General features: G+C 68.0%; 11 protein-coding genes. 6 read left to right on the plus strand and 5 right to left on the minus strand.

Annotated elements, in window-relative coordinates; translation table 11 throughout:
• Positions 1-324: 324 nt before the first annotated feature.
• A complete protein-coding gene (locus HUX53_RS34710) occupies positions 325-864 on the plus strand; it encodes a DinB family protein (RefSeq protein WP_176407510.1) in 540 nt (179 codons plus the stop codon).
• A 348-nt stretch (positions 865-1,212) separates the two neighbouring features.
• Here the strand turns inward: HUX53_RS34710 and HUX53_RS34715 are convergent, their stop codons facing one another.
• On the minus strand, positions 1,213-4,041 hold the full coding sequence (locus tag HUX53_RS34715) for a hypothetical protein (RefSeq protein ID WP_176407511.1): 2,829 nt from the start codon (positions 4,039-4,041) through the stop codon (positions 1,213-1,215).
• Between the two features lie 351 nt (positions 4,042-4,392).
• Positions 4,393-5,022, minus strand: coding sequence for a TetR/AcrR family transcriptional regulator (locus HUX53_RS34720; RefSeq protein ID WP_176407512.1), 630 nt, complete (start codon positions 5,020-5,022; stop codon positions 4,393-4,395).
• 68 nt (positions 5,023-5,090) lie between these two features.
• Between HUX53_RS34720 and HUX53_RS34725 the strand changes: the two genes are divergently transcribed.
• The 3 genes from HUX53_RS34725 (at position 5,091) to HUX53_RS34735 (ending at position 7,222) form a co-directional block, all read left to right on the plus strand.
• Positions 5,091-5,984, plus strand: coding sequence for an NAD(P)H-binding protein (locus tag HUX53_RS34725; RefSeq protein ID WP_176407513.1), 894 nt, complete (start codon positions 5,091-5,093; stop codon positions 5,982-5,984).
• A gap of 104 nt (positions 5,985-6,088) precedes the next feature.
• Positions 6,089-6,778 carry a uridine kinase gene (locus HUX53_RS34730; protein ID WP_176407514.1) on the plus strand — a complete coding sequence of 230 codons (690 nt, stop codon included), beginning with the start codon at positions 6,089-6,091 and terminating at the stop codon, positions 6,776-6,778.
• A 9-nt stretch (positions 6,779-6,787) separates the two neighbouring features.
• Complete coding sequence (locus HUX53_RS34735; protein WP_176407515.1) at positions 6,788-7,222, plus strand: NUDIX domain-containing protein; 435 nt, start codon at positions 6,788-6,790, stop codon at positions 7,220-7,222.
• On the opposite strand, the gene HUX53_RS34740 is transcribed toward HUX53_RS34735, so the two are convergent.
• Positions 7,223-7,972, minus strand: coding sequence for an SDR family NAD(P)-dependent oxidoreductase (locus tag HUX53_RS34740; protein WP_176407516.1), 750 nt, complete (start codon positions 7,970-7,972; stop codon positions 7,223-7,225).
• 101 nt (positions 7,973-8,073) lie between these two features.
• On the opposite strand from HUX53_RS34740, the gene HUX53_RS34745 reads away from it, so the two are divergent.
• Positions 8,074-8,898, plus strand: coding sequence for a helix-turn-helix transcriptional regulator (locus HUX53_RS34745; RefSeq protein WP_176407517.1), 825 nt, complete (start codon positions 8,074-8,076; stop codon positions 8,896-8,898).
• Here the strand turns inward: HUX53_RS34745 and sbnB are convergent.
• Together sbnB and sbnA are read right to left on the minus strand one after the other, a co-directional pair.
• Complete coding sequence (gene sbnB, locus HUX53_RS34750; RefSeq protein ID WP_176407518.1) at positions 8,889-9,914, minus strand: 2,3-diaminopropionate biosynthesis protein SbnB; 1,026 nt, start codon at positions 9,912-9,914, stop codon at positions 8,889-8,891. The two genes, HUX53_RS34745 and sbnB, sit on opposite strands and share 10 nt — an antisense overlap.
• A 28-nt stretch (positions 9,915-9,942) precedes the next feature.
• Positions 9,943-10,920, minus strand: a complete 978-nt coding sequence (gene sbnA, locus HUX53_RS34755; RefSeq protein ID WP_176407519.1) for a 2,3-diaminopropionate biosynthesis protein SbnA — start codon at positions 10,918-10,920, stop codon at positions 9,943-9,945.
• A 236-nt stretch (positions 10,921-11,156) separates the two neighbouring features.
• Here sbnA and HUX53_RS34760 point away from each other — a divergent pair, with 236 nt between their 5' ends.
• Positions 11,157-12,659, plus strand: coding sequence for an amino acid adenylation domain-containing protein (locus tag HUX53_RS34760; RefSeq protein ID WP_176407520.1), 1,503 nt, complete (start codon positions 11,157-11,159; stop codon positions 12,657-12,659).
• Positions 12,660-12,702: the final 43 nt, after the last annotated feature.

The following is a 12,702-nucleotide window of genomic DNA, read 5'->3' on the forward strand; positions in this document are numbered from 1 at the left end:
CCGTTGCACTCGGTCGAGATCGCCATCGGCGAACACCACATCACCGCCGAACCAACCATCCCCGCCGAGGCCAGAGACATCCTCAACAAACTCCCACCACCGGGGCACTAGACCTGTGAGAGTCAGGCCCGATACCCCCTGCGTAGAGCGCGCAACACCAACGCCTTCCCCTCATGGGCGCGGGAAGCCGCCGACCAGGTCGTGGGCGCGCCTTCGCCCGCTCGGCGGCCACGCACCGCCGGGGGTCCCCGTGGTCTAGAGCACGCCCAGCACGCGATGTAGGCCGCCTGACACCGTCCTCATGCGGGCCTAGACTTGCCGGACATGATCGTTCTGGATGAGGAAGGGCGCCCAGAGCCTCCGCTTACGGCCGGTGAAACCGCCACGCTCGTCGGGTTCCTGGAGTACCAGCGCGCGACCCTGGCGTGGAAGTGCGCGGGACTGGACGCGGCCCGGCTGGCGGCGACGGTCGGCGCCTCCTCGATGACGCTGGGCGGGCTGCTCAAGCACCTCGCCTGGATCGAGGAGTGCTGGTTCTCGCTGCGACTGCACGGCAACGACCTGCAGCCTCCATGGGACGCGGTCGACTGGCAGACCGACCCCGAGTGGCCATGGCATTCGGCCTCCGACGACTCACCCGACCAGTTGCGGACGATCTGGCAGGACGCCGCGGCCCGTTCGAGGGCCCTGGTCACAGAGGCGCTGGACGATGGAGGGCTGGAGAGGTTGGCCCAGTGGAGTTGGGCCGACGGCGGGGTGCCGAGCCTGCGCTGGATCCTCTGCCACATGATCGAGGAGTACGCGCGGCACAACGGCCACGCTGACCTCCTCCGCGAATCCGTCGACGGCCTCACCGGCGAGTAGCGTCGGCGCGATGCTCCCGGATCTGCTTTGTGACCTGCGGGCCGCCCTCCACACCCACGAGGGGCGGACCGGGTACGGAGATCCCGCCCCGCCCCGGAACGCGCCGAGAACATCCATCTCCCGGACGGCACGCCCAATGCCGCGCAGAGCTGGGAGATCAGGGCCCGACTCCCAGCACGCAACCCCACGACCACGCCCGAGGCAGTTCGGGCGGGCGTCTGCTCTCCAGGTCCGCCCTCGGCGCACTCACACAAAACGCCCGTGCCTTTCCATCGGGGCGTGAATCCGGCGCCCATATCGCGGAGGTGTGAAAGCTGCACGGAAAGAGCGGCCGTACGCGAGGAGTACTTAGCGTCTAAAGACGTCGTCGAGTTCCGTCACGATCGGATCCCAGAATTCGGCTACTTCATCATAGGACCGCTGACCGGGGGCCGCCTTGCCGCTATACCGGTAGGGCTCGGCGTCCTTGGTCATCTTTACCATGGTGGCGTTGGCGCTCTCGATGACCCGGTTGCGGGCAAGTACCTCCAGGGCTGCGGCCAGTGACATTGACGTCGCCAGGGAGCGTCCCTTGAGCTTCTCGCGGAAGACGCCGTACTCGGGATGGCCGTGCTTCTTGCTGAGGTTGACGAACCGGTTCACGAACTTTCTGCCGGGCGAGTACCTTTCGACTGTGCCTACCTCGATCGGCTTGCAATCTGAAAGTTGCAGCCAAGTCCCGTGATCCCGTGAAAGGTCGTGCAGCCGTTCGTACAACACCGGGCTGAGACTGCACCCCCGCATCGTGACCTTCGTGTCCCGCCCTAGGTCGAGTTGAGGGTTGTCAGCGCCTGCGCCGTGTACGTCGAGGATGCAGTTCTCCAGTTCGGCGCGGCCCCCTAGTACCAGTTCGTCTATCTGTGCCGAGAGCGAAACTCGCTCCCATTTGAGTGCACCGTCCAACCGAAGGGAACGCAACTCGGAGTCGACCACGTCCACGTCCACGATGTCGACGTTGTCGACGGTCAGGTCCGGGAACAGGCAAGAATCGATCCGGAGATTCTTGATGGTCGGCACGATGTCGGCGTTCACACTGATCGTGCACTGGCGGTCGGAAGCAGCGTCGAAGCCCACCAACTGCGTACCACCGCGCTGCTGTCCGTAGCGTAGGAGTAGCGCCAACGCTAGCGAACAGATGTATGAGGCGAGTTCTTCGGAAAAGTCCGCCTCAGCAGGTTCCGGGCCCAAGTACCTGGCGGTCTCCTCGACCGCGTCGGCAAGTTCCTCGCGATGCCAAAGGACGAAGTCCAGGCAGCTGGCGAAGGGAGGTGCCTCCTTCTGCTCACTGTGCTCCACGATATTGTGTTCGATGCACCAGAGCACGAAATTCTCGTCCAGTTGGTGGTTCGGTACGAGAGACGAAATCAGCTCGTCCAGTACGGCTTGGGCAAGGAAGTAGTCGAAGTAGGCGCGGTGCCGGGTTGCGAACACCAGTCCCTTGGGCTGGTCGGGCTGAGTGTCGGCCAGGGTATGGCTGCGGATCGCCTCCACCACCACGTCGACCGCGTGGGCGCACACCGCCTCCCGCTCTGACTCCGGCACGTGTGGCTCAGCTTCCGGCTCACCCAACTCCTCGATGATGATCTGCTGGAGTGTGAGCGGCTCTTCAGTTTCGGAGAAGCTGAACAAGCCATGTCGGAGACGCGCATAACGTTGATCCTCGGCGCTGTGCTTGAGTGCGTCCGTTCCGCCCCGCTGGGCGACCATCAGCACGATACGACGCAGGATTAGTTGCTGTAGTGCGGGAGTGAATGGATCCTTCCAGCGGTCAGCGAGTTGGGACTCGTACCCGTTGCCTCGCCAGCTCGGCAAGAATTTCTCGGTGTGCTCGCGCGTCAGGACTCGTTCTAGAATTTCGCCGAATATATTGGGTGAGCGCAGTTGGAAGGTGGCGGCTTCGTTGGCTCGCTTGGCATCGGGGATTGCCTCGATCATCTGGCAGAAGGCGTCGAGGAAGAGAGGGTGGCCTACCAGGGAGGCGATCTCTTCGTCGCCCGCGCCGACAAGCGCCTCTTTTGCCTGGGTCTCGAGCTGGTGGGCCCAACGTGCGGCATGGTCAGAACTGAGCCCGGTGCGTACTTGGATGTAACGGCGCCGTCCCTGTCGATTGAAGTAGCCGACCGTCAGGTAGGAGGCACGGTCACCGAGTTCATCGCGTACCAGCGGGTCGAGGTTGAGGTAGTAGTCGCGTGAACTGAGCACTCCGCGGGCACGGGGGCCGAAACTCTGGCCCAAGCGGTTGAGGAACATCCGGCTGCCCTCGCGAGCCTGTCCGCGTACGAGTTCGTCGAGGGCGTCCAGGACGGGAACGATTATGCCCTCTTCGATGAGCACCCTGATGTCCGCCAGTGGAAGGTGGATTCCCTGGGCAGACAGCCAGGTTTCCAATGCGTCCGTGTGCAGTAGCAGTGGGAGTTCCGCGTAGGCGGGGATGCCCACGCTCGGTTCGAACTCGGACTGTTTGGCCATACGGGAGGAGACCCGGCGCAAGAAGAAGGACTTGCCGATACCTCCCGGACCGAAAAGGACGGTCAGTCCCGGATGTGGATCGGGGCTGTCGTCCAGTAGCGCCCGTCCGGCCTCGTCGGCCTCTTGGTCGCTGCTTTCAACAGCATAGAGTGAAGGTGGGGTGTATCTTTTCTCGTCCTCAGGGCCGACCGGTGTGATCAGCCCTCGGAGTAGTGCGGCGCGAGCCTCGTCATCGATTTCGCCGGCTGCGTTGTGCAATCTCAGCCTGTCCACCCAGAGGTGGTAGACAGCGGATATGAGACGGGCTTTGACCCTGCCCGTGCCCGTACGGTAAACCCGCGATGGCCATGCTCCCGGAAATATGACGGTGATCCTTGAAACCCGCCTATCCTCCACGCTCTGCTCGATTGCGAGGCGGTGCTCGCTCCACCATCGCTTCTCAGCTGCGGCGCGTGCAGTCGGCGTGCCGTCCGCGACGATCATGATGTCAGACGTGCCGGGATCGCTGGAGGAAGGTAGGACGAGTCCGCCCGTGATCCCAGGACCGGAAAGATTCGGCAACACAGACATCTTGGGTTCGAGTCGTTGCAGCAGCCGGAACAGGGCTTCAGGGTCGGTAAGCGCCGTCGCTGGGTGCATGAAATCCCCCTTGATGTCACAGAGCAGCAAGGGTGACACGCTTCGTCGGGCTGGGCGGGAAGTTCGGAAGAGTGGCCAGATGTGACATCCCGGTAAACCCAGGACGGGGAGAAGGAGTCGGCTCTATGGTGCGAATGCCATGGGCAACTTGACGGGTCAGAAGCCGCACCCGCCGCGACATGGCGTGGCGCTGGAACCACTATGAACACCCGGCTGGCCGAGGTCCGTAACGCGGTCGGCTGCCTCGGCGCCGGACATGACGACGCCGGCTCGGTATCAAGATCGTGGGCTGGCAGTGGTGCGTGGCACGCGGCGGGAGTCGGCGCAAGGTTGTCCCTCGCGGTGCTCGGTTCGCCGGCGCGACAGTCGTTCCTTCCGTGGTCAGGTGGGGAGGGTTGCGGAGACTAGTTGGCGGATGGTGGGGAGGTCCACGGCGGTGGGGAGTGACTGCTCGTCGGGGTCGTCCTTGAGTGCGTCCTCGACGTTGAGGAGTGTGCGGAACAGGCGGGGGAGGACGGTGCGGGACAGCAGGTCCTCCGCGAGGGGCGCGGCGTCCAGGGTGTAGTGCTCGGCCAGGTAGGCGGTCAGGATGTCCTGGGTGGTGGCGAAGATGGCGTCGAAGTAGGCGCTTGAGCTGCCGGGCAGGCGTTCGGCTTCGGCGATGCACAGGCGGCAGGTGCGGACCTGGGCCTCCCACGTCATCAGTTGCAGGAAGCGTCCGCAGAAGAGGGTCACCGCCTCGGCCGGGTCGCCGGCGTAGGCGTCCGGGGTCTTGAGTTTGACCAGGTACAGCTCGCGGATGAGGTCCAGGACGGCGAGGAACAGCTTGTCCTTGCTCTCGAAGTGCGCGTAAAGCGACCGCTTGGACGTTCCGGCGCGCGCCGCGACGGTGTCCATCGACGCCCGTTCGTAGCCGGTCTCCAGGAAGACGTCCTTGGCCACGAACAGGATGTGGCGGCGCAGCTCCGCACCGCGCCGCTGCCGACTCCGGGTCGCGCCTTCTGGGCTCATCGGGTTGCGTCCTCAAAAATAAACGGTACGGTAGAGTTTACTTGTTGGCCTGCCGCTGGAGGGGCGTCATGATCGTCATAACCACTCCCACCGGAAACATCGGGCACCAGGTCCTCGACACCGTTCTCGCCGCCGACCGGCCGGTCCGCGTCATCGCGCGCGATCCGGCCAAGCTGCCCGCCGGCGTCCGCGAACGGGTCGAGGTCGTCCAAGGGTCGCACGGCGATGCGCAGGTCGTCGCCCGGGCCTTCGACAGTGCCGACGCCGTGTTCTGGCTGCTGCCGCCCGACCCCCGCGCCGCCAGTGTGGACGAAGCCTTCGCAGGCTTCACCAGGCCCGCGGCGGAGGCGATGCGCAGCCACGGAGTCAAGCGGGTCGTGGACGTCAGCGCCCTCGGCCGCGACACGCCCTACGCGGGCAAGGCCGGGCACGTGACCGGATCGCTGGCCATGGACGACTTGATCGCCGGCACCGGTGTCGCCTTCCGTGCGCTGGCCGCGTCCGGCTTCATGGACAACGTGCTGCGCCAGGTCCGGACGATCAAGGAGCAGGGCCGGTTCTTCGACGTGATCTCTCCCGACCGCGAACTGCGCGTCGTCGCCACGCGGGACATCGCCGCCGTCGCCGCCCGCCTGCTGCTCGACACCACCTGGACCGGCCGGGAAGGGGTCCCGCTGCTGGGCCCCGAGAACCTGTCCTACAACGACATGGCCGCCGTCATTTCAGAGGTGCTCGGAACCTCCGTCCAGTACGAGCAGGTCCCCGGCCGGGCCCTCGAAGAGCAGCTCACCGGCCGCGGCATGTCCGGCGCCATGGTCCAGAGCATGCTCGACATGATGACCGCCAAGGAGAACGGCCTGGACGACGCGATCGTCCGCACGCCCCAGCACGCGACCGACACCCCCACCACCTTCCGGCAGTGGTGCGACTACGCCCTCAAACCAGCAGTGCAGGCCGCCTGACGCCGTCCTAGGCGGACCTAGACTTTCCGGACATGATCGTTCTGGATGAGGAAGGGCGCCCCGAGCCTCCGCTTACGCCCCTCACCGGCGAGTAGCGTCGGCGCGTGGGAGTCGAGCGGGCGCCGGTGCATCATTCGGTTTCGACATGGCGGCAGCCCCTACTGCCGCCGGTCTCGGCTCGGCGAAGCGCGATCACCGAGCGGGTCGCGGCGCGTGTCGCCTCCCGGGGCGGCGTTCGTCTGCGGGTGGCGATCGACGGGCTGACCGCTGCCGGGAAGACGAGCTTTGGACACGAACTGGCCGAGCGGATCAGCGCCGCCGGGCGGCCGGTGCTCAGGGCGAGCCTGGACGACTTCTCCGGGGAGGGCTACTACCGCAATGCCTTCGACTATGCGGCCGCCAAGGCGCTGCTCCTGGAACCGTCCGCGCCGCACGGTTCGGGACGGTGCGCACTGTGCAGCATCGATCCGTTGACGCAGCGCGACCACTCAGCGGTCACCGTTCAGGCACCATCCGACGCGGTGCTCATCGTTGACGGGGTCTTCGCGTTCCGCCCGGAGATCAATGAGCACTGGGACCTGCGGATCTGGCTGGACGTCGACCCGGAACTGGCCGGCCGGCGGGGCATTGCCCGGGACGAGGCCATGGAAGGCGCTGAGGCGGAGGCTTTGCACCGCGACCGGTACGTGCCTGCCGAGCGCCTCTACATGGCCGAGGTCGATCCGGTCGGACTGGCGCAGGTGGTCATCGACAACACCGCGTTCGGCCGTCCCAGGATCGTCCGGCTTCGGTAGGTTGCGGGGATGCTGGTTCGGGTCACAGGGTTCCTTGTCGAGGACGGGTGCATTCTGGTGCTCGATCAGGACACCGATACCGGACGGTCGTGGTCGTTGCCCGGTGGGAAGGTCGAGGAGGGCGAGCCCCTGGGCGATGCGCTGGTCCGGGAGATGCGTGAGGAGACAGGGCTGGACGTCGAGGTCGGACGGCTGCTCTACGTCTGCGACCACCTGCCGGACGGAGGTGCGCACGTCCTTCACGTCACCCTCGAGACCCGGCGCCTCGGCGGGACGGTCGGCGCGGTCGCGGGTAGGGACACCAGGACGATCCGCGCAGTGAAGTTCGTCCAGCTCGATGACCTCCCGGGCCTTGGGTTTGCCGAGCGGTTCGTGGAACTGGCCCGCGCCGGGTGGCCCGGCGCGGGCTCGTACATGGGATCGAAGGCCAACATCGGGCTCTGATCACTGGGCGGTCCAGCCGCCGTCCACGGGGAGGAGGGCGCCGGTGATGAAGCTGGACGCGTCCGAGACCAGGAAGGCGACGGTTTCGGCGACCTCCTCCGGGCGGCCGATGCGGCCGATGGGATGGGCCGGGCCGAACGAGGCGAGCATCTCGCGGCCGTTCTCCACGACGCCTTCCATGATGTCGGTGTCGATCACGCCCGGTAGGACGGCGTTGGAGCGGATCCCCTTGGGCCCGCCCTCGATGGCCAGCACGCGGGTCATCTGGGCCAGAGCCCCCTTGGACGCGGCGTAGGCGGTCTGCGTCTCGAAGGCGACGACCGAGGAGACGGAGGCGATCGAGACGATCGCGCCGCCTCCGCCGGCCTCCATGACGCGGAATGCCTCGCGGGCCTGGACGAAGTTGCCGCGCGCGTTGACGCGCAGGATGCCCTCGAAGTCGTCGACGGTCGTCTCGGTGATCGGCTTGTTGAGGGTGCGGCCCGCGTTGTTGACGAGGATGTCGAGCCGTCCGAAGCGGTCGAGGGCGAGTTGCATGGTGGAGCGGGCGAGGTCCTCGTCGGCGACGTCGCCGACCAGGGGCGCGACGTCGGTGGAGGCCAGGTCCTTCACGGTGGGGGAGCGGTCGGTGACTACCAGGCGGGCGCCGCGGTCGCGCAGGAGGAGCGCGGTGGCGCGGCCGATGCCGCGTGCGGCGCCGGTCACGACGGCGACGCGGTCGGTGAGGTCCCAGGTGTGTGAGAGTGACATGACTCCGACGGTGGCGAAACCGCCCGGAAAGAGGCAGGCCGCGACGTTCCTGGGAGTAGCGCACCCAGGAACGTGGACAACCCGCGACCTAGCATGGCGGGATGACGCGTTCTGAGCTCGGCGCCTATCTCAGCGCTCGGCGGGCCGAGGTCACGCCGGACGAGGTGGGTCTCCCCAACGTGGGTTTTCGCCGGGTTCCCGGGCTGCGGCGGGAGGAGGTCGCGATGCTCGCCGGGGTCAGCGTCGACTACTACGTGCGGCTCGAACAGGGGCGGGAGCGGACGCCGTCAGCGCAGGTCATCGACGCCCTCGCGGTCGCGCTGCGGCTGGCGGAGGACGGCCGGCGGCACCTGTTCCGGCTCGCCGGGCTCAGTCCGCGGGCGCAGGTCGCGGTGACCGGGCGCGTCGACCCGAGCCTGCTCCAGTTGATGGACGCGTGGCCCGGCAACCCGGCCATCGTCTACAACCGCGCCTACGACGTGCTCGCGTCCAACGCCATCGCCGATGCGCTCTTCCATGACTGGGCGCACTCGCGAAACCTGATGCACGTCGTCTTCACCGACCCGGTCGCGCGCACCTTCTGCCGGGACTGGCACGAGGTCGCGCGCAACAGCGTGGCCGGGTTCCGGCTCGGGCACGGCGAGGCGCCCGACGATCCGCGGATACGCCGGGTCCTCACCGAACTGCTGGAGGGCAGCCCCGAGTTCGTCGAGCTGTGGGCCCGGCACGACGCGCGCGGGAAGGCGCTCGAAAGCAAGCGGTTCCGGCATCACGAGGTCGGCGCCCTGACGCTGACCATGCAGACGTTCGACGTCCGGTCGAGTCCCGGGCAGGAACTCGTCGTCTACCATGCGGAGCCGGGGTCGAGCAGCAGCGAGGCCCTGGCCCTGCTCGGGTCGCTCGTGGCGACAGAGCGTCAGCCGTAGCGCTTCAGTTCGTGGAAGAAGTCGGGGACGGTGTGCAGGGCGCCCGATGCTGTGACCTGGTCGTAGACGTACTTCGCCACCGCCAGGTCCAGGACGCCCAGGCCGAACGGGGAGAAGACCACCGGCTTGTCGGCCGGGGGCGTCGTCGCGCCCGTCAGGACGTCGTACAGGGTGCCGGCCACGAAGTCTCGGTTGCCGACCTTCTGCTCGGCCAGGTGCGGGGACGTGTTGGCCTTCATGCAGTGCTCTACGTCGTCCACCACGTTGTAGGACGCCAGGATGATCTCGGGGGAGAGGTCCCGCAGCGACACGTGCAGCACGAGCGGGTTGTGCTCGAACCAGGCCGGGTCGTGCACGTGCGGCTCGCCGGCGACGGTCGCGAAGACCACGAGGTCGGACGAGCGGATCAGCGACTCCGCCGAGTCGTGGATCGTGACCTCGCCCTTCTCCGTCCGCTCCAGGTACTCCTTGAAGCCCTCCGCGTGCGACGCGGAGAGGTCGTGGATGCCCAGTTCGTCGAACGTGAAGCCGTTGCCCGCCAGGTAGGTGTGGATGTAGCGGGCGATGAGGCCGACACCGATGAAGCCGACGCGGCGGGGGCGGTCGCCGCGGGCGTCGGCGAGGGTGGCGGCGGCCAGGGCGGCGGACGCGGCGGTGCGGGCCGCGGAGATGATCGAGCTCTCCAGGCACGCGAACGGGTAGCCGGTCTCGGCGTCGTTCAGGATCAGCACGGCCGAGGCGCGCGGGATGCCGTTCGCGACGTTGCCCGGGAAGCTGGAGATCCACTTGATGCCGTGCACGCCGACGTCGCCCTTGACCGAGGCGGGCAGCGCGATGATCCGGTCGGACGGGCGGTCCGGGAAGCGCAGGAAGTAGGAGTCCGGGTTGACGGTCAGCCCCTCGCCGTGCAGCCGGTAGGCCGCCTCGACCATCCGGGTGACCTCCGCCTCGCGCCCGCCGACCGCCTCGTGGACCTGGGCGCCGGAGATCACGGCGAATGCTGGAACCTGCGTCATGGTGGGAAACTCCGTGTTTTCTCGATGATCAGTCGCCGAGGATACCGGCGGCGTCGGAGAGCACGTCGCCGAAGTGCTCGCGCACCCAGCCGTCCTCGTAGATCGAGTCCAGGTAGCGCTCGCCGAGGTCGGGGGCGATGGCGACGGCGACCGGGTCCTCGCCGGGGTACTTCTCGTCCAGCCAGCGGGACGCGCCGGACACGACGGTGCCGGTGGATCCGCCGAACAGGAACCCGCGGGACGCGAGCGCGTGGACGGTCCGGATCGTGTCGGGCTCGGGGACGTGCACGACGTCGTCGATGAACGACTCGTCCACCAGCGCGGGCCGGCTGCTCGTGCCGAGGCCCGGCACCATCCGGCGCTCCGGGATGCCGCCGAACGTGACCGAGCCGACGGCGTCGACCGCCACGATCGTGACGGGGCGCTTCCGCTCGCGGAAGTAGCGTGCGCAGCCCATCAGGGTCCCGGTCGTCCCGGCGCCGACGAAGAGAACCTCCAGGTCGGGGAACTCGCGGTCGATCGCTGGAGCGGTCCCACGGTAGTGGGCCATCCAGTTGTTGCGGTTGGCGTACTGGTTCAGCCACACGTACCGCCCGTCGGACTCGCACAGGTTCCGGACGTGGCTGATGCGGCCGCCGAGGTAGCCGCCGTTGGCGTCCTTGTCGGACACTACGCGGACCTCCGCGCCGAGCGCCCGCATGACCCGCATCGACGCGGGGTTGCAGCGCGGGTCGGTGACGCACACGAACTTCAGGCCGCGGCTCGCGGCGATCAGGCTGAGCGCGATCCCGAGGTTGCCGGACGACGACTCGACGATCACCGAATCGGGGGTGAGCGCGCCGTCCCGCTCGGCCGCCTCCACCATCGCGGCGGCCGCCTTCAGCTTCACCGAGCCGGCGAAATTGAAGCCCTCGCATTTGAGGTAGATCGGCCGGTCGATGACATGCCGCAGATCGACGTAAAGGTCGTCGACGTTGAATTCCTGCGGCGAGGTGATTATCGGCACGCGTCCACCCTCAAATGAAGAAACAATTCCCTCATCTTCCCCCGAGTACGCCGCGGGCTTCACGCCAGAGCCATGCGGAGCATCACCGTACCTGCGGGCATCTTCCCATCGCAACCCCCTACTTACCCATCGGTAGGGTGGAATGCGAGGTGCTTCTGGCGAACACCGGACATAAGCTATGCCCTCCGCTTGTATTGCCGTTACAGCGGAGTGGTTCTACATCACGGAGAGTAATGATGAGTGCTCGCGGACCCGCCGTGGACCGGCTGCTCCCCCTGGCCGGGCTGCCCGCCCTGGACGTGCCCGCGGCGCAGGCGGAGCGGGCCGGTGAGCTGGCCGTCCGGCACGGGATGCTCCGCGAGCGGGACGTCGACCTCGCCGACCCCGTCATCACCCGGGTGGAGCGGTTCGCCGCCGAGCGCGACCGCCCGGCGGTCACCGACCGGTACCGCACGCTGTCCTACGCCGAGCTGGCCGCCGAGGCCCGCCGCATCGCCGCGCTGCTGGAGGCGGAGGGCGTCGAGCCGGGCACGGTCGTCGGCGTCGGCGGCGAGCGCTGCGCCACGGTCATCGCGGCGTTCCTCGCGATCGAGCTGGTCGGCGCCCTGTACGTGCCGGCGGACGAGACCTGGCCGGCCGGGCGCGTCCGCGACGTCCTCGACCAGGCGGGCGCGTCCGTGCTGGTCACGGTGGATGCCGGGCAGACCGCGCCCGCCCTGCTCGAAGGCGCGAAGGAGGCCGGCTGCCGGGTCGTCAAGGCGACCGCCGAGCTTGAGCCGTGGCCCGGCGAACCCCGCCTCGACGCCCTTGATCGGCCCCGGTACGTCCTGTTCACGTCGGGCTCGACGGGCCGTCCCAAGGGCGCTGTCGTCGAGCACCAGGGCATGCTCAACCACCTCTGGGCGAAGATCATCGACCTGGAGCTGACCGGCGCGGACGTCGTCGCGTTCACCGCCCCGCTCGGCTTCGACATCTCCATCTGGCAGATGCTGTGCCCGCTGCTGCTCGGCGGCCGCATCGACGTGGTCGGCGACGACGTCGCGCACGACCCGGAGGCGTTCGCCCGCGCCGTGGACGACCAGGGCATCACGATCGTCGAGCTCGTCCCGACCATGGTCAGGCACCTGCTGGACGACCTGGCCCCCGGCTCGCTGACCGCCCTGCGCTGGATGATCGCGACCGGCGAGGAGCTCCCGGCCGAGCTGTCCCGCCGCTGGCTGGACGCGATGCCGCACGCCCGCCTCCTCAACGCCTACGGCCCGACCGAGTGCTCCGACGACGTCACCCACCACACCGTGACCGCCGGTGACCTGGACCTTCTCCGCCTCCCGATCGGCACGCCGATCGTCAACACCCGCCTCTACGTGCTCCGCGAGGAGGACGACGGCACCTGGTCGGCCTGCGACATCGACGAGACGGGCGAGCTGTTCGTCGGCGGGGTCGTCGTCGGCCGCGGCTACCTCGGCAACGAGGAGCGCACCCGCGAGGCGTTCTACCGCGACCCGTTCGACAGGGCGTCCCCGACCGGCCGCCTCTACCGGACGGGCGACGCGGTGAAGCTGCTGCCGGCGGGCGCGGGCGGCGAGGACCGGCCCACCCTGCAGTACCTGGGACGCGTCGACCGGCAGGTCAAGATCGCCGGGGTGCGGATGGAGCTGGGCGAGATCGAGGCGGTCCTGCAGCGGCACCCGGGGGTGGGCGCCGCCGCGGTGGTCGTGCACGAGTATCCGGCCCGCTGACGACCGCCGAAGATCACGCTGGGTGACCGGACTGGGCCGATTC

The sequence above is a fragment of the Actinomadura sp. BRA 177 genome, assembly GCF_013372625.1.
Taxonomy (GTDB): Bacteria; Actinomycetota; Actinomycetes; order Streptosporangiales; family Streptosporangiaceae; genus Spirillospora.